This is a genomic window from Bacillus sp. EKM420B, assembly GCF_011065565.1.
Classification (GTDB): Bacteria; Bacillota; Bacilli; order Bacillales; family Bacillaceae; genus Bacillus; species Bacillus velezensis.
In genome coordinates, this window is the sequence record NZ_JAAMNX010000004.1 from 106,684 (window position 1) to 126,093 (window position 19,410).

The window sequence follows — 19,410 nt, forward strand, 5'->3', positions numbered from 1 at the left end:
AACGTGACACGAGCAGAACGAAAAAGAGAACATATAAATCATGCGCTGTCTACCGGTCAAAACCGGGAAACGGGGCTTGATGATATTACGTTTGTTCATGTCAGCCTACCGAACCTAGCATTGGAAAAAGTGGATATATCAACGAAAATCGGCGGACTCACAAGCAGTTCGCCGATTTTTATCAATGCGATGACAGGCGGCGGCGGACAGCTTACATACGAAATTAACAGATCGCTGGCAAGAGCCGCGCGCAAAGCCGGCATGCCGCTGGCTGTCGGTTCGCAAATGTCGGCTTTAAAAGATCCCTCCGAACGGTATTCTTACGAGATCGTCAGAAAAGAGAATCCGGACGGGCTGATATTTGCCAATTTAGGCAGCGAGGCGGATGCCGAGCAGGCGAAAAGGGCAATTGATATGATTCAAGCGGATGCCCTCCAGATTCATTTAAATGTGATTCAGGAGATCGTCATGCCAGAGGGAGACAGAAGCTTTACCGGCGCTCTCGGCCGTATTGAGCGGATTGCGGCGGAAGCGGGAGTTCCCGTTTTTGTCAAAGAAGTCGGCTTCGGAATGAGCAGGGAATCGGCACGGCAGTTATTTGATGCCGGCGCGGCAGCAGTTGATGCCGGCGGATACGGCGGTACAAATTTCTCTAAGATTGAAAATATGCGCAGAGAGAAGGCGCTTCAATTTTTTAATACATGGGGAATTTCCACTGCCGCAAGCTTAGCGGAAATCCACTCGCTCTCCGCTGATCAATCAATTATCGCATCCGGCGGGCTGCAAAGTGCCCTGGATGTCGCCAAATCGATTGCCCTCGGCGCTTCCGGCGCGGGAATGGCCGGCACCTTCCTGAAAGCTCTCACCTCCAAAGGAGAAGAGGGGCTGTTTGACGAGATGACGGCGCTTTTACAAGAGCTGAAAATGATTATGACCGCCCTCGGATGCCGATCGGTTGCCCAATTGCAAAAGGCGCCTTTGGTCATAAAAGGTGACACACATCACTGGCTTTCTGAACGGGGAATTGACACATCCCGTTTCAGCAGACGTTAAAAGGCATGCGAACACGCATGCCTTTTTCTGTTTTTTACGATTTTCTTTTTCGGAATTCACCGTTTTGTTCAAGGCTTGTCGCTCCTTTATGGTGAATCGAATCATCGCGATCAGATTCCACCCGGCGGGAGGCTTTCAGTTTTTTCTCCTGTCTGTCTTTTCCCATCCTTATCCGCTCCTTTCAGGCATAATTGGTTTAAAAAATGCGTTCCCGCTCCATACTGGTCAGAGGAGGAGCGATTATGGAACCGTTTTATTATTACTGGTCAATGTGGTTTTTATGGATACTTGCGACTTTTATTTTTGCCAAAACAAAAAGCCGTTTTTACGTATCAGTCTTTATTTTGACTAATATGATGGCAAGCATACATCAGATAACGGCTTATTTTACGCTGAACGCGGCATATGTCATGTTTTTTGCTGCGGCATTTGTTTATGCGGGAAGCCTCGGCATGCATAAACGGCTCCGTCATATTGTGATTCATCTGACGGCGTCTGCGGCATACGGCTTTATTTTTCTTTTTGCATTATATGACCCTGTTTGGTTTATCATAAAACCTGAATGGGCGGCGGTTATACTGCTTACCGTTATTACGCTTTCTGTTGAGGGGCGGTTCCCTGAGAGGCTTTGTCTTTTTGTTCTCGGCATGTGCCAGGGGGAGTTATTGTATGCTGCGGTCATCCGCAACATTGCGGGTGCAGCAGCCGTCGGTGATTATAAATGGCTTTCAGGCTGTTCGGCGGGAGTCATTCTTCTCGTCGGGCTGACTACATATGAACAGCTTGCGGCGCGCATCAGCCAAAAAAGCAAAAAGCAGGGCAAAGGAGCGACAAAAATGTCTTGAAAACAGACGGAGACTGTTACATGAATGCGAAACATTTTGAAGAATACATTGTGATCTCAGTGAAAACTGATATAATAAATGAGTTAAGCCCTTCTGTTTGAAGGGTTCTTTTCATAGCGAAGATGATTTTTAATAACCGGTTGAACAATTTTTTGTGAAAATGTAAGCGGCTGGATTGAAAGGAAGGGTACTATGGGTAAACCTGTCGTAGCCATTGTCGGAAGACCGAATGTGGGAAAATCCACAATCTTTAACCGGATTGCGGGTGAAAGAATTTCAATAGTAGAAGATACCCCCGGAGTGACGCGGGACCGGATATACAGTTCGGCGGAATGGCTGAATTATGATTTTAACCTGATTGATACGGGCGGAATTGATATCGGAGACGAACCGTTTCTGACACAGATCCGCCAGCAGGCTGAAATCGCCATGGACGAGGCTGATGTGATCATCTTTATGGTGAACGGCCGCGAAGGTGTGACGTCTGCGGATGAAGAAGTGGCAAAAATACTGTACCGGACGAAAAAACCGGTCGTATTAGCCGTTAATAAATTAGATAATACCGAAATGAGAGCGAACATCTATGACTTTTATGCGCTCGGCTTTGGAGAACCGTATCCGATTTCGGGCACACACGGTTTAGGATTGGGAGATTTGCTCGATGCTTGTGCCGAGCATTTTAAAAACATTCCGGATACGAAGTACAGTGATGATGTCGTTCAATTCTGCCTGATCGGCCGCCCGAATGTCGGAAAATCATCCCTTGTCAATGCGATGCTCGGCGAAGAGCGGGTTATCGTGAGCAACGTAGCCGGAACGACTAGAGACGCTGTGGATACGGCGTTCACTTACAATCAGCAGGAATTTGTAATCGTTGACACGGCGGGAATGAGAAAAAAGGGTAAAGTATATGAAACAACAGAAAAATACAGTGTGCTGCGGGCGTTAAAAGCCATTGACCGCTCAGACGTCGTCGGCGTTGTGCTGAATGCAGAAGAAGGCATCCTTGAGCAGGACAAGCGGATCGCCGGATACGCCCATGAAGCCGGGAAAGCCGTCGTCATTATCGTAAACAAATGGGATGCCGTTGATAAGGACGAGCGCACGATGAAAGAATTTGAACAGAATATTCGGGAGCATTTCCAATTTCTCGATTATGCGCCGGTGCTGTTTATGTCGGCACTGACGACAAAGCGGATTCATACACTCATGCCTGCGATTATTAAAGCGAGTGAAAACCACTCTCTCCGCGTGCAGACAAATGTCTTAAATGATGTCATCATGGATGCGGTCGCCATGAATCCGACTCCGACGCACAACGGCTCCCGTCTGAAAATTTATTATGCGACTCAAGTCGCTGTTAAGCCGCCGAGCTTCGTTGTTTTTGTCAACGATCCGGAACTGATGCATTTTTCTTATGAACGCTTTTTAGAAAACCGAATCCGGGACGCTTTCGGATTTGAAGGTACGCCAATTAAAATATTTGCAAGAGCAAGAAAATAAAAAGGTGTGATACAGAGATGAAAAAAGTGGCAATGCTTGGAGCGGGAAGCTGGGGCACTGCACTTTCTTTAGTGCTGGCTGATAACGGACATCAAGTCATGATGTGGGGACACCGTGCCGAATTAATCGATCAAATCAACGAACTGCATGAAAACAAAGATTACCTGCCGGGGGTGGAGCTATCAAGTTCTATCATCGGGACAGCCGATTTAAGCGAGGCTTTAAAAGGAGCTGACTTCATCATTGTGGCAGTTCCGACAAAAGCCATTCGGGAAGTGCTGAAAAAGGCTCTGCCGTACATCCCGAAACAATCGATTTTTGTTCATGTCAGCAAGGGAATTGAGCCGGATTCGCTTCTCCGCATTTCAGAATTAATGGAAGAGGAGCTGCCTGAGGAGTACAGAAAAGACATCGTCGTGCTTTCAGGGCCGAGCCACGCTGAGGAAGTCGGATTAAGACACCCGACGACTGTTACATCATCTTCAAAAAATATCAAGGCTGCAGAAGCGGTTCAGGATTTATTCATGAACCAGCATTTCCGCGTCTATACCAATCCGGATATGATCGGTGTTGAAATAGGGGGAGCGTTAAAGAATATCATCGCTCTTGCAGCGGGGATTACAGACGGATTGGGATACGGAGATAATGCAAAAGCGGCCTTAATCACCCGAGGTCTTGCTGAAATCGCCAGACTCGGCACAAAGATGGGCGGAAATCCGCTCACCTTTTCCGGCCTGACAGGCGTAGGCGATTTAATCGTGACGTGTACAAGCGTTCATTCCCGAAACTGGCGCGCCGGCAACCTGCTCGGCAAAGGATACAAGCTGGAAGCTGTTCTGGATAAGATGGGCATGGTTGTTGAAGGCGTGCGGACGACGAAAGCTGCGTATCAGCTGTCACAAAAATATCAGGTGAAAATGCCGATCACAGAAGCGCTTCACCAAGTATTATTTAACGGGCAGAAGGTAGAAACGGCCGTAGAATCCTTAATGGCCAGAGTGAAAACCCATGAGATGGAAGACTTGGTCAACACATTCGAAAACCGGGTGAAGTGACAATAACATGCCGTCAGCATATTCTGAAGTGACGAAAGTACAAAACGCAGAACTCTCCGGCTGAAATCGCTTAAAACATTTGCTGATTTAGGCAGAAGAGGATGCAGACGTACGCATCTACGCATACTATAGCATCGAAGTCCAAGAGAGTGTATCTCAGACGTACAGGTGAATATAGTCAACTTGACTGAAGCAAAGTCCCCCTCTTTGCTTCAGTTTTTTTGTTTTTTCAATAGATGGAAAACCTGTTGATCTTTTCAACATTTGTATATTAAAATGAAATATAACGCTTACAATGATGGGACGGGGGGACACGAACGTGAGTGTGGCATTGATGAAAATGTGGTTTGCGCTTGGTGCTATGGGATTAATGTTTGTTGCGGTCGCCTCTATTTATGTCAGCAGGTACAAAGTGAAAAACAAACTGATAAAAGCAGCGGTTTCTTCACTCGCTTATGCCTGCATGGTCATCTCGGGATTGATCGTGTTAATGGTCGTTTTCAGCGGGCCTGTCAATGAATAAAGCCAAAAGGGGGCGCGGAATGCATAAGTTGAAAATGGCCGTCATAACGGCAATGGCGGTGCTTCTGCTGTCCGGCTGTCTGTACCCTGAAGCGAAAAAAACTGAAAATAAAGTATCCTACAAACATCAGCTTCAGCAGGTGCAAGCGGCAGTGGATGAATTTAAAAAGGCGAACGGCGGACTTCTGCCGATTCAGACAAAAGATATGAAAACACCGCTCTATCAAAAATATCCGATAGATTTTAAGCGGCTCGCGCCCAGATACATAGAGGAGCCGCCGGCCTCAGCTTATGAAAGCGGAGGAATGTACCAATACGTGCTTGTCGATGTGGAAAATAAGCCGACCGTCAAGCTGGTCGATCTCCAAATGGCGGAAGCAATCCGCGACATGAAGCTGCGTGTCAAAATGTATCAGGAAAAGCATACATATCCTCCCTATGAGGACGCCGTTTCAAAAGGGCTGTTCACTTTAAATGAAAAAAAGCTCGGCATGAAAAACTCTCCTTCGGTCAAAAGTCCGGTTTCAGGCACGTCTCTGCCGCTTTTAATCGGCGCTGACGGAGAAATCTATGCCGACTATCGCGTCGATCTCGCCCGCTGCCTGAAGGAAAACAAAAAGAAAATCAAACCGGGTGCGGAAATTCAGGATATTTTATGGAAAGAGACTCCTTTCGTCCCGGCCTTTTCAGTCACATACACCGTAAATGAAAAACAGGAACCCGTTTTTTTAGAAAGTCAAACGAAACAGGAATGAACCTTTTTCCCGCGCATACAAATAGGGAGAAAGGTTTTTTTGATTTTGATAGAAAAGACTGCCTGAAAATTTTCTAAAGATGTCATATTGAAATAGGACAACGTCATACACATATAGTGTCCTGTATTTGATTGGAGAATGGTGAATGAAAAATGATAAGGATAGGAAGTCCGGGAGGGGATCACTTGGAAAAGGTCGATATTTTCAAGGATATCGCTGAACGAACAGGAGGCGATATATACTTAGGAGTCGTTGGCGCTGTCCGTACAGGGAAATCTACATTCATTAAAAAATTTATGGAGCTTGTGGTGCTCCCGAATATCAGCAATGAGGCCGACCGAGCGCGGGCGCAGGATGAGCTTCCGCAAAGCGCAGCAGGAAAAACGATAATGACCACAGAACCAAAATTTGTCCCGAATCAAGCCATGTCCGTTCATGTCGCGGAAGGGCTTGATGTCAACATCCGTCTTGTGGATTGTGTGGGATATACGGTTCCCGGGGCGAAGGGATATGAGGATGAAAACGGTCCGAGAATGATCAATACACCTTGGTACGAAGAACCGATTCCCTTTCATGAGGCTGCGGAAATCGGTACGAGAAAAGTCATCCAGGAACACTCCACAATCGGGGTCGTCATTACGACAGACGGCTCAATCGGCGATATTGCGCGGGGCGATTACGTGGAAGCGGAAGAAAGAGTCATCGACGAGCTGAAGGAAGTCGGCAAACCGTTTATTATGGTCATCAACTCGGTAAAACCGTACCACCCGGAAACAGAAGCGCTCAGAGCTGAATTAAGCGCGAAATATGATATTCCTGTCCTCGCCATGAGTGTTGAAAGCATGCGGGAAACAGATGTGTTAAGCGTCCTCAGAGAAGCGCTTTACGAGTTCCCTGTGCTGGAAGTCAATGTCAACCTTCCGAGCTGGGTCATGGTGCTGAAAGAAAATCATTGGCTCAGAGAGAGCTATCAGGAATCAGTGAAAGAAACCGTAAAAGATATTAAACGCCTGCGCGATGTCGACCGGGTTGTCGGCCACTTCAGTGAATTTGAATTTATTGAAAGCGCCGGATTGGCCGGAATCGAACTTGGCCAGGGTGTCGCAGAAATTGATTTGTATGCGCCGGATCATTTATATGACCAGATTTTAAAAGAAGTGGTCGGCGTTGAAATCCGCGGGAAAGACCACCTGCTTGAATTAATGCAGGACTTCGCCCACGCGAAAAAAGAATATGATCAGGTATCAGATGCGCTGAAAATGGTGAAACAGACCGGCTACGGCATTGCCGCCCCGGCCTTAACCGATATGAGCCTGGATGAACCGGAAATCATCAGGCAGGGATCAAGGTTCGGAGTAAGGCTGAAAGCGGTCGCTCCGTCCATTCATATGATCAAAGTGGATGTGGAAAGTGAATTCGCACCGATCATCGGGACAGAAAAACAAAGTGAAGAGCTTGTCCGCTACTTAATGCAGGACTTTGAAGATGATCCGCTTTCTATCTGGAATTCCGATATTTTCGGCAGATCATTGAGCTCTATCGTAAGAGAAGGAATCTCCGCAAAACTGTCACTCATGCCGGAAAATGCGAGATACAAACTGAAAGAAACGCTTGAGAGAATTATTAACGAAGGCTCAGGCGGCCTGATCGCCATTATTTTGTAAGCTGAAGGACCTCTTCCTGAAACGGGGGGTCTTTTTTTATTCTTTTTAGATACTGGAAATCAATCAAGGATTAGGAGGAAAAAAGCAAAAAAAGGAATATTTGTTCGGTAAAACACGTGAAAACCTTGACGAGCAAGGGATTGAGGCTTTAAAATGCTTGATATGGCTTTTTATATGTGTTACTCTACATACAGAAAATCTTCACTTTGTTGGACAAACATTCCTCAAAGTGTCTGTTTTCTTATGAAAAGCCGTTTACTTGTCTGTTCTTCCCTGCTTTGATTTTTTATCAGACAGGTTTAGAATCAGGCTGAACTGTGAAGAAATGATAATAAACTGCTGATTTGATACCCTTTTGGGAGGAGGTGAAAGGCATGAACAAGACAGAACTAATCAATGCGGTTGCTGAAGCAAGCGAATTGTCTAAAAAAGACGCTACAAAAGCAGTTGATTCTGTTTTTGATACGATTTTAGATGCACTTAAAAACGGTGATAAAATCCAACTGATCGGTTTCGGTAACTTTGAGGTGCGCGAGCGTTCTGCACGTAAAGGACGTAACCCGCAAACAGGTGAAGAAATCGAAATCCCTGCAAGCAAAGTACCTGCTTTCAAACCAGGTAAAGCTCTTAAAGACGCTGTTGCAGGAAAATAATTGTGAATATAGATCGTGTATGCATCTGATACATACACTTTGTTTCTTCACAGAAAAGCCCCTTGATAAAGGGGCTTTTCATATTTAAGCAGCCCCGGTCACCGGGCAGGACTTTCGTTTTGCTTTTGGCGCGGCAAATGTGCTAGAATCGAAATTAAATGTATTCAATGGTGGAGGACACAGACAATGAAAGAAGTTAATAAAGAACAGATTGAACAGGCGGTTCGCCAGATTTTAGAGGCGATTGGAGAAGATCCGGACCGGGAAGGGCTTTTAGATACGCCGAAACGCGTGGCAAAAATGTACGCGGAAGTATTCTCGGGATTAAATGAAGACCCGAAAGAACACTTTAAAACCGTTTTCGGAGAAGACCATGAGGAGCTTGTTCTTGTAAAAGATATCGCGTTTCATTCCATGTGTGAACATCACCTTGTTCCTTTTTACGGAAAAGCGCATATTGCCTACATTCCGCGCGGCGGCAAAGTGACGGGCCTGAGTAAATTGGCACGGGCGGTGGAAGCCGTCTCAAAACGCCCGCAGCTGCAGGAGCGCATTACTTCAACGATTGCAGAAAGCATCGTAGAGACCTTAGATCCCCACGGCGTCATGGTTGTCGTCGAAGCTGAGCATATGTGCATGACGATGAGGGGCGTAAGAAAGCCGGGCGCAAAAACAGTGACTTCCGCTGTAAGAGGTATTTTTAAAGATGACGCAGCGGCGCGTTCCGAAGTGTTAGAACATATTAAACGTGCGGATTAATAATGATAGAGGGTGCAGATATGAATTCAAAGCATTCAAGTGATTTTGTCGTCATTAAAGCGGTCGAGGACGGCGTGAACGTCATCGGTTTAACGAGAGGAACGGATACGAAATTTCACCATTCCGAAAAACTGGACAAAGGCGAAGTGATTATCGCTCAGTTTACTGAGCATACCTCTGCCATCAAAGTGAGAGGCAACGCCCTCATCCAGACCGCTTACGGAGAAATGAACAGCGAAAAAAAATAAGCCGGCTGTTTCCCGCTTTTGCCAAATGCCCGCAAACGGCGGGAGAATACAGCCAATTTCTTTTTTTTATGCTATAATGATACCTGCGTATAATAATGACGAGTAAATCTCATACATATTAGAATAAATGTGAATTTGGGGACAAGGGTGATATTTTTGCAAGACATCTACGGAACTTTAGCGAATCTAAATACGAAATTAAAACAAAAGCTGTCTCATCCTTATTTAGCGAAACATATTTCCGCGCCTAAAATCGATGAGGATAAGCTTCTTCTTTTTCACGCTTTGTTTGAAGAGGCGGACATTAAGAACAACGACAGAGAAAATTACATAGTAACTGCGATGCTTGTCCAAAGCGCCCTTGATACCCACGATGAAGTGACAACAGCCAGAGCGTTAAAGCGAGACGAAAATAAAAACCGGCAGCTCACCGTGCTTGCCGGCGACTATTTCAGCGGACTGTATTATTCGCTTTTATCTGAAATGAAGGATATCTATATGATTCGGACGCTCGCTACGGCAATTAAAGAAATCAATGAGCATAAAATCCGTCTGTACGATCGGTCTGTCAATGACTTGAATCAATTGATCGAAAGCATGGCGATTGTGGAAGCGGCCCTGTTTCACAGAGTGTCAGACCACTTTAATCTTCCGCGCTGGAAAGAGCTGGCGAGTGATTTTTTTGTATATAAGCGGCTGATGAACGGCAATGCTATATTTCTCGATGTCATCGGCAATATTGTAAAGTCAGGGAAATCAAAGGCTGACATAATGGAAGATAGCTTCCGAAAGGCAAAGCAAAGCATTGAAACGCTGCTGCCGCTCAATTCACCAATCCAAAACCTAATGCTGAACCGGCTTAAGGCGATCAGCCAGGACAAAACATATCATCAGAAAGTGGAAGAAGGGTAATCAACATGCAGGAGTCAAAAGAACAGCGCGTACACGGCGTGTTTGAAAAAATCTATAAAAATTATGACCAAATGAACTCTGTTATCAGTTTTCAGCAGCATAAAAAATGGCGCGATAAAACGATGCAGATCATGAATGTAAAAGAAGGCGCAAAAGCGCTTGATGTCTGCTGCGGAACGGCTGACTGGACGATTGCCCTCGCCGAAGCAGCCGGAAAAAGCGGCGAAATCAAAGGACTGGATTTCAGCAAAAATATGCTGAGCATCGGCGAGAAAAAAGTGAAAGAGGGCGGTTACAGCCAAATTGAGCTTTTGCACGGAAATGCGATGGAGCTTCCTTTCGCTGATGATTCTTTTGATTTTGTCACCATCGGCTTCGGGCTGCGGAACGTTCCCGACTATCTGACCGTGCTGAAAGAAATGCGGCGGGTCGTCAAACCGGGAGGGCAGGTCGTATGTCTGGAAACATCCCAGCCGGAAATGTTCGGATTCAGACAGGCATATTTTCTTTATTTTAAATACATCATGCCTTTCTTCGGAAAAATGTTTGCGAAGAGCTATAAAGAATATTCTTGGCTTCAAGAATCGGCAAGAGAATTTCCCGGTATGAAAGAACTTGCGCGTCTGTTTGAAGAAGCGGGCCTGACGAATGTCAAATACCATTCGTTTACCGGCGGAGTGGCCGCTACGCATATCGGTTGGAAATGATGAATATACAGATGTTTGGGTGAATGATATGAAATTTAAAATGGCCTATTCTTTTTTAAATGACGATATTGATGTGATCGAAAGGGAGCTTGAGCAAACGGTGCGGTCAGACTATCCCTTGCTGAGTGAAGCCGGGCTCCATCTGCTCCAGGCGGGAGGCAAGCGGATCCGCCCTGTTTTCGTATTGCTTTCCGGCATGTTCGGCGACTATGACATTAATAAAATAAAATATGTTGCGGTGACGCTGGAAATGATTCATATGGCGTCCCTCGTGCATGACGACGTCATTGATGACGCCGAGCTGCGGAGGGGAAAGCCGACCATCAAAGCCAAGTGGGACAACCGTATCGCCATGTATACCGGTGATTATATGCTTGCGGGCTCACTTGAGATGATGACGAGATTGGATGAGCCGAAAGCCCACCGGATCCTGTCCAAAACCATCGTAGAAGTATGCCTCGGAGAAATTGAACAGATCAGAGATAAATACAATATGGAACAAAACCTCAGAACCTATTTGCGCCGCATCAAACGGAAAACGGCTCTTCTCATTGCCGTCAGCTGCCAGCTCGGCGCCATCGCTTCGGGAGCTGATGAGAAGATTCACAAAGCATTATATTGGTTCGGCTATTACGTGGGCATGTCCTATCAGATTATTGACGACATTCTTGATTTCACTTCAACGGAAGAGGAACTGGGAAAACCGGTCGGAGGGGATCTGCTGCAAGGAAATGTCACTCTGCCCGTTTTGTACGCGCTCCGTCAGCCTGAATTGAAAAATCAGCTGAAATTAATTAACAGTGAAACAACACAGGAGCAGCTCGCCCCCATTATTGAAAATATTAAACGCACAGACGCGATTGAAAAATCAATGGCCGTCAGTGACAGGTACTTAAAAAAAGCGTTTGAGAAACTGAATACACTGCCGAGAGGACGGGCGCGCTCATCATTGGCCGCCATCGCCAAATATATCGGCAAACGGAAATTTTAAATTCCTTTTACGAACAAGATGTGAACATTCTCCGCCCTGGATTGATTAATTGTCAGAAAGATGTTACGATTTCGGTGTGCAACTTGAAAGCCTATACATAATGATGGGGTGGAGAATCTTATGGAAAAAACTTTTATCATGGTAAAACCGGACGGCGTACAGCGCCAGCTGATCGGAGAGATTTTATCCAGATTTGAGCGTAAGGGCTTACAATTGGCAGGAGCCAAGCTAATGCAAGTTTCAGAACAGATGGCTGAAAACCATTATGCTGAACATAAAGGGAAGCCGTTTTTCGGCGAGCTTGTGGAATTCATTACATCAGGACCCGTATTTGCAATGGTATGGGAAGGGGAAAATGTAGTAGAGATCACAAGACAGCTGATCGGAAAAACGAACCCGAAAGATGCACTGCCGGGCACGATCCGCGGTGACTACGGCATGTTTGTCGGCAAAAATATCATTCACGGTTCAGACTCCTTAGAAAGCGCTGAGCGGGAAATTGACATTTTCTTCAAACAGGAAGAGCTTGTACCGTATCAAAAATTAATGGCCGACTGGGTGTACTAAGCCGTCAGCCTTTCTTTTTCTCTTGTTATGAAAAGGTTTACATATTTTAAGAAAGACAGAGGCTGCGCTGCCCTGTCTTTTCATTTCTCACAAATCAGCCTGCGGGCTGATTTTTTTATTGAAATCGTACAAATTAGAAAGAAAACAGGCTATACTAGGACAAAAGACAGCGAGATTGGGAGAGAAGCAATGGAGCCTTACGACATTTTTATCACCAAGTGGAAACAAATAACTGGCGTTGATTTATCTTTATACAAAGAAGCACAAATGAAAAGGCGGCTGACGTCCCTTTATGAAAAAAAGGGATTCAAAGATTTTCAGGAATTTGCCGCCGCTTTGGAGAAAGACAAGCTTTTATTAAATGAAACATTGGACAGAATGACGATCAATGTTTCTGAATTTTACCGAAATTATAAACGGTGGGAAGTTCTTGAAACCTCAATTCTTCCGTTAATAAAGCATAGCAAACCGTTAAAAATATGGAGTGCGGCCTGTTCAACGGGGGAGGAACCCTATACCTTGGCCATGATTCTCAATCAGCAGGCGGGTTTGGCCGGATTTGATATATTGGCGACAGATATTGATGAAAAGGCGCTAAGCAAAGCCAAGCGGGGCATCTATCAGGAACGCTCGCTGCAAGAGGTGCCGGCTTCCGTGAAAAGCCGTTATTTCACCAAGCAGGCTGACAACAGTTATCAAGTAAAACAAGAGATTCAAAAAAACATCCGGTTTAAGCGGCACAACCTGCTCGCCGACAGCTATGAACAGGATTTTGATCTGATCGTCTGCCGCAACGTCTTTATTTATTTTACTGAAAAAGCAAAAGAAGAGCTGTATGTGAAAATGGCGGGCAGCCTGAAAAAGAACGGAATTCTGTTTGTCGGAAGCACAGAGCAGATTTTCAGCCCGGAAAAATTCGGCCTTGAGAGCACTGATACATTTTTTTATCAAAAAAGATAGAAGACATTTAATGAAAACTTGTGGTATAGTTTTACTTAAAAGCGTTAATGCGATGAAGGGAGAAGAAAGAAATGAGATACTTAACAGCCGGAGAATCACACGGTCCGCAGCTGACGACAATTATAGAAGGTGTGCCTGCGGGGCTTTATATAACTGAAGAAGATATTAATTTTGAGCTTGCCAGACGTCAAAAAGGGCACGGCCGCGGACGCCGCATGCAGATTGAAACGGACAGAGCGAAGATCACAAGCGGCGTGCGGCATGCCCGGACACTCGGTTCACCCATCGCGCTCGTTGTAGAAAATAAAGATTGGACTCACTGGACAAAAATCATGGGCGCCGCACCGATTACAGAAGAAGAAGAAAGTGAAATGAAACGCCAGATTTCAAGACCGAGACCGGGACACGCAGATTTGAACGGGGCTATTAAATATAATCACCGCGATATGAGAAATGTGTTAGAACGATCTTCCGCGCGTGAGACAACGGTTCGCGTGGCTGCCGGAGCCGTCGCTAAAAAGATTTTAGCGGAGCTTGGCATTAAAGTCGCCGGACATGTCCTGCAAATCGGCAGCGTAAAAGCAGAGAAAACCGATTACACATCCATTGAGGATCTCAAACGGGTAACGGAAGAATCACCGGTCAGATGCTACGATGAAGAAGCAGGCCGTCAAATGATGGCAGCCATTGATGAAGCGAAGGCAAACGGTGACTCGATCGGCGGAATCGTTGAAGTGATCGTCGAAGGTATGCCGGTCGGTGTCGGAAGCTATGTCCACTATGACCGTAAGCTGGACAGCAAGCTCGCTGCTGCCGTTCTGTCGATTAACGCGTTTAAAGGCGTAGAGTTCGGCATCGGTTTTGAAGCGGCCGGCAAAAACGGCAGTGAAGTTCATGATGAAATCGTATGGGATGAAGAGAAAGGCTATACACGCGCCACAAACAGGCTCGGAGGATTAGAAGGCGGTATGACGACGGGAATGCCGATTGTCGTCCGCGGCGTTATGAAACCGATCCCTACTTTGTATAAGCCGCTGAAAAGCGTCGACATTGAAACGAAAGAACCGTTTACAGCGAGCATTGAACGTTCAGACAGCTGCGCGGTTCCGGCAGCAAGCGTAGTGGCTGAAGCAGCAGTGGCCTGGGAAATCGCAAATGCCGTCGTAGAACAATTCGGGCTTGACCAGATCGACCGTATTAAAGAAAATGTTGAAAACATGAAAAAACTATCGAGGGAATTCTGATGAAAGAGCTTGAGGTTCGAACAGCTTCCTCCGCATATCCCGTGTATATCGGTGAAGGCATAAGGAAACAGGCCGCTGCTCTTTTGTCTTCACTGAACAGGCCGCTGACAAAGATCCTTCTCGTCATCGATGCTGAAGTTGACCGGCTTTACGGCGATGAGATGTTCCGGCTATTAAGCGAAATATGGCCCGTGAAAAAAGTAATCGTTCCAAGCGGAGAAGAAGCGAAGTCTCTAAAAGAGTATGAACGGATTCAAACGGAAGCGATCGCTTTCCATATGGACCGCTCCTCATGTATGATCGCCTTCGGAGGCGGCGTGACGGGTGATTTGACCGGCTTTTGCGCAGCAACATTTATGCGCGGAATTGATTTCATTCAAATGCCGACGACACTGCTTGCCCATGACAGTGCGGTCGGCGGCAAGGTGGCCGTCAACCATAAACTCGGAAAGAACTTAATCGGCGCGTTTTATCAGCCGAAAGCGGTGATTTACGATACGGAGCTTCTGAAAACCCTGCCGGAACAAGAGCTGAGATCGGGCATGGCTGAAGTGATCAAACACGCGTTTATCGCCGATCATGCTTTTTTAGAAAAGCTTCTCACGTTTGACACGTTGCAAGGACTGACAAGCGCTGAGCTGAATGAAATGATTTATAAAGGAATTTCAATCAAATCGGCCGTCGTGCGTGAGGACGAAAAGGAAGAGGGGATAAGAGCTTTTCTGAATTTCGGCCATACGCTCGGCCATGCCGTTGAGGCGGAATACGGCTACGGCCGGATTACTCATGGAGATGCGGTCGCCCTCGGCATGCAGTTTGCCCTTTACGTGAGTGAACAGGTTGCAGGTTGCCAGATGAACAGGAAAGAACTCACACAATGGCTGATTGGGCTCGGCTACCCGGGAAGCATCAGACAAGATATTGAAACGACGGTTCTCTCCGCCCGGATGATGAATGATAAAAAAACGCGCGGAGGCATGACACAGTTCATCGTGTTAAAAGAATTAGGCGAAGCGCGGGACTGCATGCTTTCAAAAGATGAGCTCGAAAATTTGCTGAACAAATGGCGAATGGAGGAAACAGCATGATGATACGCGGCATTCGCGGAGCAACAACGGTGGAACAAGACACCGAACAAGAAATTTTAGAAAAAACACAGCAGCTGCTTGAAAAAATCATTGAACAAAATGGATGCAAGCCGGAAGACGTTGTACAGATCCTGTTATCCGCCACGCCTGATATCCATTCCGTATTTCCGGCAAAAGCGGTCCGCCGCCTTTCCGGGTGGCAGTACGTCCCGGTGACGTGCATGCAGGAAATGGATGTCACAGGCGCTCTGCAAAAGTGTATCCGTGTCCTGATGACGGTTCAGACGGATATGCCTCAGGATGAAATCAAGCATGTCTATTTAGAAAAAGCCGTTGTGTTAAGGCCGGATTTATCATTGACAAAAAATACTGACATGTAATACGATAAACAAAGCTTAGAAATACACAAGAGTGTGTATAGAGCTGGTAAGTAAGATATTGAACAGTTGAGTTTAGAATAGGGTAGCAGAGAATGAGTTTAGCTGAGCTGAGATAAACACGTTTTTATTCTGCCCAAAAGAAGCCTTTCTTTTGGGTTTATTTCTTATACGCAAGACTCCTCTCACTCTTCATCTCATTCTCCTTACCGTAAGGAGGAGAATCATGAATTTACAATCGGATGTTTCTTTATTTTTAAAGGACAGTCTGACACACCGCACCATTCCAATCGCAGAGACTTTTACGGTCGACACGATCACACCCATTCAGATGGTTGAAAAACTGGACAGAAACATTACGTATCTTTTAGAAAGCAAGGATGAGTCGTCAAGCTGGTCGAGATACTCTTTTATCGGCCTCGATCCTTTTATCACGATTAAAGAGAGTCATCACACATTCACTGCCGCTGATCCAAAAGGGCATACGCTGTTTGAAGCCGGAGAATTAAAAGCCGTGCTTGATTGGATGAATGAAAGCTTCCGCATTAAAACACCCGAGCTTGATATCCCGTTTTCGGGAGGGGCGGTCGGTTATCTGAGCTATGACATGATTCCTTTGATTGAGCCTTCCGTGCCGAGCCACGCGAAAGAAACAGATTTCGAAAAATGCATGCTGTTTGTCTGCCGGAAAATCATCGCGTACGATCACGAAACGAAACAAGTGCATTTCATTCAATATGCGGCGCTTAACGGCCGGGAGACGGAGGAAAAAAAGCGGGCCGTTTTTAAAGAAAATTGCGCGGAGCTTCGTAAGCTTATCGGTATTTTGACAGAACCGAAAGATATGAAAGAGCCGTTTTTTTCTAAAGAATCATTTGAAACGCCAAGTTTTGCCGATGTGACATCCAATTATACAAAAGAAGAGTTTATGGCCGGCGTCGATAAACTGAAAGAATATATAAAAGCCGGAGACATTTTTCAAGGGGTGCTTTCGCAAAAGTTTGACATTCCGATATCCAGACATTCATTTGAGCTGTACAGGGTGCTCCGCATCATCAATCCTTCACCTTATATGTACTATATCAAACTGCCTGACAGAGACATTGTCGGGAGTTCGCCTGAACGTCTGATCCGCGTGCATGACAGGCACTTGGAAATTCATCCGATTGCCGGAACGAGAAGAAGGGGCGCCGGAAAAGAAGAGGACGAACGCCTGAAAAAAGAGCTGATGAATGACGAAAAAGAGAAAGCTGAACATTATATGCTCGTCGATCTTGCGCGCAATGACATCGGCAGAGTTGCGGAGTACGGTTCCGTAGCCGTTCCGGAATTCACAAAGGTCGTTTCTTTTTCACATGTGATGCACATCATCTCTGTTGTAACCGGCCGTTTAAAACAGGGCGTCCATCCGGTTGATGCGCTGATGTCGGCATTCCCGGCAGGAACACTCTCGGGCGCTCCGAAAATCCGCGCGATGCAGCTTTTAAATGAATTAGAACCGACTTCCAGAGAAACCTACGGCGGATGTATTGCTTATATCGGATTTGACGGGTCAATTGATTCGTGTATCACCATCCGCACCATGAGTGTCAAAAACGGTACGGCGTCGGTGCAGGCGGGCGCGGGAATAGTCGCTGATTCCGTCCCGGAAGCCGAATATGAAGAGAGCTGTAACAAAGCGGGGGCGCTTTTAAAAACGATTCAAATCGCAGAAGACATCTTTTCTGGCGGGGAGGAGAAGACGGATGAACAAATTTCTGCAATCGTGCGTTAATGGCCGCACGCTGAAAACCGGAGAAGCCGAAAAGCTGATGGAGATGATGATGAACGGGGACATGTCGCAGTCTGAGATCGGCGGGATTTTATCGGTATTAGCCCACCGGGGTGAAACGGCGGAGGAGCTTGCCGGATTTGTAAAAGTGATGCGGGCGCGGGCACAGACGGCGGGTGGCTTGGCGGATGTCGTTGATACGTGCGGAACAGGCGGCGACGGGATTTCTACGTTTAACATATCCACGGCAGCGGCGATTACAGCTTCTGCCGCCGGAGCTAAAGTTGCCAAGCACGGAAATCGCTCCGTTTCGTCTAAAAGCGGCAGCGCGGATGTGCTGGAAAAGCTGGGGGTTTCCATTCAAGCCACTCCAGAAAGCGTCAAACGCAGCATTGAAATGAAACAAATGGGTTTTTTGTTTGCGCCGCTGTTTCATTCGTCAATGAAGCACGTCGCCGCCGCAAGAAAAGAGCTTGGCTTCCGAACCGTATTTAATCTGCTGGGCCCGCTCAGCAACCCGCTGCAGGTGAAGCGGCAGGTGATCGGCGTCTATTCATCTGATAAAGCGCGCCTGATGGCAAGCGCTTTGGAACAATTTGATGTCAGACACGTCATGCTTGTGTCGGCGCGTGACGGATTAGATGAACTGTCCATCACAGCACCGACCGATATCATTGAACTGAAAAACGGTGAACGTCTGGAATATTCCGTTTCACCTGAACAATTCGGTTTTGCAGAAGGTTCATTGAAGGATATTCAAGTGAATTCATCGGAAGAAAGCGCGCTCCTCATTCAGAATATTTTTGCAAATAAAGCTCCGTTATCCGCTCTGCATATTACCGCCTTAAATGCGGGCGCGGCCATTTATACGGCAGGTCTTGCAAACGATCTGAAAGAAGGAACGAAAACAGCCTTAGAAGCGATTCAAAACGGAGATGCCAAAAAGCAGCTCGAACGTCTGAAACAGAAAGAGGAAGAAATGTATGCTTGATCAAATCATTCAGCAGAAAAAAGAAGAAATCAAATCCATCGTGCTGCCGGAAACCTGTCAAATTAAACGGAGATCCTTTAAAGAAGCACTCCTGAACCCGAACCGTTTTATCGGGCTGATTGCCGAAGTGAAAAAAGCTTCGCCGTCTAAAGGATTGATTAAAGAGCATTTTGTTCCGGAAACGATTGCGGCGGATTATGAAGCGGCTAAAGCCGACGCCCTTTCGGTTCTCACGGATACCCGTTTTTTTCAGGGGAGAAATCAATTTCTGACAGATGTGAAACAAACCGTGTCTCTTCCCGTGCTGAGAAAAGATTTTATTATTGATTCCCTTCAGGTGGAGGAATCGTTCAGGATCGGTGCCGATGCCATTTTGCTGATCGGGGAAGCGCTGGAACCTTCAGAGCTTCATGAGCTTTATCTGGAAGCCCGCGATAAGGGCATGGACGTTCTCGTTGAAGTCCATGGTGAAACTGTGCTTGAACGGATTTTACAAGTGTTTCAGCCGGACATTCTCGGCATAAACAACCGGGACTTAAAAACGTTCCGTACTTCTGTTTCGCAAACGGAAAAAATAGCGCAGCTTGTGCCGGACGGCTGCCTGCTGGTCAGCGAAAGCGGCATCGGTTCTTTGGCTGACCTGCAATTCGTCAACAAGCACGGGGCGCAGGCTGTATTGGTCGGAGAATCCTTAATGAGAGAGGATTCGCAGCAAAAGGCGATCCGCGGACTGTTCGGGGAGTGA

Annotated in this window: 22 protein-coding genes; 21 read left to right on the forward strand and 1 reads right to left on the reverse strand. The window is 46.5% G+C overall.

Going from position 1 to position 19,410, the window contains the following annotated elements; all coding sequences use genetic code 11:
* The first annotated feature begins 3 nt into the window (after positions 1 to 3).
* The gene (fni, locus tag G9F48_RS13525; protein ID WP_159354322.1) at positions 4 to 1,053 is read left to right on the forward strand and encodes a type 2 isopentenyl-diphosphate Delta-isomerase; all 1,050 of its coding nucleotides are present in this window, start codon (positions 4 to 6) and stop codon (positions 1,051 to 1,053) included.
* A 34-nt stretch (positions 1,054 to 1,087) separates the two neighbouring features.
* Here the strand turns inward: fni and G9F48_RS13530 are convergent, their stop codons facing one another.
* Positions 1,088 to 1,219, reverse strand: a complete 132-nt coding sequence (locus tag G9F48_RS13530) for a YpzI family protein (RefSeq protein ID WP_003153429.1) — start codon at positions 1,217 to 1,219, stop codon at positions 1,088 to 1,090.
* A 76-nt stretch (positions 1,220 to 1,295) separates the two neighbouring features.
* Between G9F48_RS13530 and G9F48_RS13535 the strand changes: the two genes are divergently transcribed.
* The 20 genes from G9F48_RS13535 to trpC all read left to right on the forward strand — a co-directional run bounded on the left by G9F48_RS13535 (position 1,296) and on the right by trpC (position 19,410).
* Positions 1,296 to 1,898, forward strand: a complete 603-nt coding sequence (locus tag G9F48_RS13535; protein WP_017418044.1) for a YphA family membrane protein — start codon at positions 1,296 to 1,298, stop codon at positions 1,896 to 1,898.
* A gap of 192 nt (positions 1,899 to 2,090) precedes the next feature.
* Positions 2,091 to 3,401, forward strand: coding sequence for a ribosome biogenesis GTPase Der (gene der / locus G9F48_RS13540; RefSeq protein WP_159354321.1), 1,311 nt, complete (start codon positions 2,091 to 2,093; stop codon positions 3,399 to 3,401).
* 17 nt (positions 3,402 to 3,418) lie between these two features.
* Entirely contained in the window at positions 3,419 to 4,456 is a 1,038-nt protein-coding gene (locus tag G9F48_RS13545; RefSeq protein WP_003153434.1) for an NAD(P)H-dependent glycerol-3-phosphate dehydrogenase, read from the forward strand.
* A gap of 319 nt (positions 4,457 to 4,775) precedes the next feature.
* Positions 4,776 to 4,979: a DUF2768 domain-containing protein gene (locus G9F48_RS13550; RefSeq protein ID WP_003153435.1), complete on the forward strand. Its 204-nt coding sequence runs from the start codon at positions 4,776 to 4,778 to the stop codon at positions 4,977 to 4,979.
* Positions 4,980 to 4,998: 19 nt separating this feature from the next.
* Positions 4,999 to 5,733: a hypothetical protein gene (locus tag G9F48_RS13555; RefSeq protein ID WP_165409624.1), complete on the forward strand. Its 735-nt coding sequence runs from the start codon at positions 4,999 to 5,001 to the stop codon at positions 5,731 to 5,733.
* Between the two features lie 185 nt (positions 5,734 to 5,918).
* Entirely contained in the window at positions 5,919 to 7,397 is a 1,479-nt protein-coding gene (spoIVA, locus tag G9F48_RS13560; RefSeq protein WP_003153438.1) for a stage IV sporulation protein A, read from the forward strand.
* A gap of 374 nt (positions 7,398 to 7,771) precedes the next feature.
* Positions 7,772 to 8,050 carry a non-specific DNA-binding protein Hbs gene (gene hbs, locus G9F48_RS13565; RefSeq protein WP_003153447.1) on the forward strand — a complete coding sequence of 93 codons (279 nt, stop codon included), beginning with the start codon at positions 7,772 to 7,774 and terminating at the stop codon, positions 8,048 to 8,050.
* A 186-nt stretch (positions 8,051 to 8,236) separates the two neighbouring features.
* Entirely contained in the window at positions 8,237 to 8,809 is a 573-nt protein-coding gene (gene folE / locus G9F48_RS13570) for a GTP cyclohydrolase I FolE (RefSeq protein WP_003153448.1), read from the forward strand.
* Between the two features lie 20 nt (positions 8,810 to 8,829).
* Positions 8,830 to 9,057: a trp RNA-binding attenuation protein MtrB gene (mtrB, locus tag G9F48_RS13575; RefSeq protein WP_003153449.1), complete on the forward strand. Its 228-nt coding sequence runs from the start codon at positions 8,830 to 8,832 to the stop codon at positions 9,055 to 9,057.
* A 156-nt stretch (positions 9,058 to 9,213) separates the two neighbouring features.
* Positions 9,214 to 9,969 (forward strand): heptaprenyl diphosphate synthase component 1, encoded by a 756-nt coding sequence (gene hepS, locus G9F48_RS13580; protein ID WP_007409455.1) that lies wholly within the window; start codon positions 9,214 to 9,216, stop codon positions 9,967 to 9,969.
* Between the two features lie 5 nt (positions 9,970 to 9,974).
* Positions 9,975 to 10,676 (forward strand): demethylmenaquinone methyltransferase, encoded by a 702-nt coding sequence (gene menG / locus G9F48_RS13585; RefSeq protein WP_003153453.1) that lies wholly within the window; start codon positions 9,975 to 9,977, stop codon positions 10,674 to 10,676.
* Positions 10,677 to 10,704: 28 nt separating this feature from the next.
* Positions 10,705 to 11,667: a heptaprenyl diphosphate synthase component II gene (gene hepT, locus G9F48_RS13590; RefSeq protein ID WP_003153454.1), complete on the forward strand. Its 963-nt coding sequence runs from the start codon at positions 10,705 to 10,707 to the stop codon at positions 11,665 to 11,667.
* A gap of 120 nt (positions 11,668 to 11,787) precedes the next feature.
* Positions 11,788 to 12,234 (forward strand): nucleoside-diphosphate kinase, encoded by a 447-nt coding sequence (gene ndk / locus G9F48_RS13595; RefSeq protein WP_003153455.1) that lies wholly within the window; start codon positions 11,788 to 11,790, stop codon positions 12,232 to 12,234.
* A gap of 189 nt (positions 12,235 to 12,423) precedes the next feature.
* On the forward strand, positions 12,424 to 13,194 hold the full coding sequence (locus tag G9F48_RS13600; protein ID WP_165409625.1) for a protein-glutamate O-methyltransferase: 771 nt from the start codon (positions 12,424 to 12,426) through the stop codon (positions 13,192 to 13,194).
* Positions 13,195 to 13,265: 71 nt separating this feature from the next.
* Positions 13,266 to 14,438: a chorismate synthase gene (gene aroC / locus G9F48_RS13605; RefSeq protein WP_003153459.1), complete on the forward strand. Its 1,173-nt coding sequence runs from the start codon at positions 13,266 to 13,268 to the stop codon at positions 14,436 to 14,438.
* Entirely contained in the window at positions 14,438 to 15,526 is a 1,089-nt protein-coding gene (aroB, locus tag G9F48_RS13610; RefSeq protein ID WP_165409626.1) for a 3-dehydroquinate synthase, read from the forward strand. Before aroC ends, aroB begins: the two co-directional genes overlap by 1 nt.
* Complete coding sequence (gene aroH, locus G9F48_RS13615; RefSeq protein ID WP_070082038.1) at positions 15,523 to 15,906, forward strand: chorismate mutase; 384 nt, start codon at positions 15,523 to 15,525, stop codon at positions 15,904 to 15,906. Before aroB ends, aroH begins: the two co-directional genes overlap by 4 nt.
* 223 nt (positions 15,907 to 16,129) lie before the next feature.
* Complete coding sequence (gene trpE, locus G9F48_RS13620) at positions 16,130 to 17,677, forward strand: anthranilate synthase component I (RefSeq protein ID WP_165409627.1); 1,548 nt, start codon at positions 16,130 to 16,132, stop codon at positions 17,675 to 17,677.
* Complete coding sequence (gene trpD, locus G9F48_RS13625; protein WP_165409628.1) at positions 17,649 to 18,665, forward strand: anthranilate phosphoribosyltransferase; 1,017 nt, start codon at positions 17,649 to 17,651, stop codon at positions 18,663 to 18,665. The genes trpE and trpD overlap by 29 nt, the downstream gene beginning before the upstream one ends.
* A complete protein-coding gene (gene trpC, locus G9F48_RS13630; RefSeq protein ID WP_071391690.1) occupies positions 18,658 to 19,410 on the forward strand; it encodes an indole-3-glycerol phosphate synthase TrpC in 753 nt (250 codons plus the stop codon). Before trpD ends, trpC begins: the two co-directional genes overlap by 8 nt.

Coding starts and splice junctions, on each gene's coding strand:
- G9F48_RS13530 (WP_003153429.1), bottom strand. CDS start 1,219: ATGGGAAAAGACAGACAGGAGAAAAAACTGAAAGCCTCCCGCCGGGTG.
- G9F48_RS13535 (WP_017418044.1), top strand. CDS start 1,296: ATGGAACCGTTTTATTATTACTGGTCAATGTGGTTTTTATGGATACTT.
- der (WP_159354321.1), top strand. CDS start 2,091: ATGGGTAAACCTGTCGTAGCCATTGTCGGAAGACCGAATGTGGGAAAA.
- G9F48_RS13545 (WP_003153434.1), top strand. CDS start 3,419: ATGAAAAAAGTGGCAATGCTTGGAGCGGGAAGCTGGGGCACTGCACTT.
- G9F48_RS13555 (WP_165409624.1), top strand. CDS start 4,999: ATGCATAAGTTGAAAATGGCCGTCATAACGGCAATGGCGGTGCTTCTG.
- hbs (WP_003153447.1), top strand. CDS start 7,772: ATGAACAAGACAGAACTAATCAATGCGGTTGCTGAAGCAAGCGAATTG.
- folE (WP_003153448.1), top strand. CDS start 8,237: ATGAAAGAAGTTAATAAAGAACAGATTGAACAGGCGGTTCGCCAGATT.
- mtrB (WP_003153449.1), top strand. CDS start 8,830: ATGAATTCAAAGCATTCAAGTGATTTTGTCGTCATTAAAGCGGTCGAG.
- menG (WP_003153453.1), top strand. CDS start 9,975: ATGCAGGAGTCAAAAGAACAGCGCGTACACGGCGTGTTTGAAAAAATC.
- hepT (WP_003153454.1), top strand. CDS start 10,705: ATGAAATTTAAAATGGCCTATTCTTTTTTAAATGACGATATTGATGTG.
- ndk (WP_003153455.1), top strand. CDS start 11,788: ATGGAAAAAACTTTTATCATGGTAAAACCGGACGGCGTACAGCGCCAG.
- G9F48_RS13600 (WP_165409625.1), top strand. CDS start 12,424: ATGGAGCCTTACGACATTTTTATCACCAAGTGGAAACAAATAACTGGC.
- aroC (WP_003153459.1), top strand. CDS start 13,266: ATGAGATACTTAACAGCCGGAGAATCACACGGTCCGCAGCTGACGACA.
- aroB (WP_165409626.1), top strand. CDS start 14,438: ATGAAAGAGCTTGAGGTTCGAACAGCTTCCTCCGCATATCCCGTGTAT.
- aroH (WP_070082038.1), top strand. CDS start 15,523: ATGATGATACGCGGCATTCGCGGAGCAACAACGGTGGAACAAGACACC.
- trpE (WP_165409627.1), top strand. CDS start 16,130: ATGAATTTACAATCGGATGTTTCTTTATTTTTAAAGGACAGTCTGACA.
- trpD (WP_165409628.1), top strand. CDS start 17,649: ATGAACAAATTTCTGCAATCGTGCGTTAATGGCCGCACGCTGAAAACC.
- trpC (WP_071391690.1), top strand. CDS start 18,658: ATGCTTGATCAAATCATTCAGCAGAAAAAAGAAGAAATCAAATCCATC.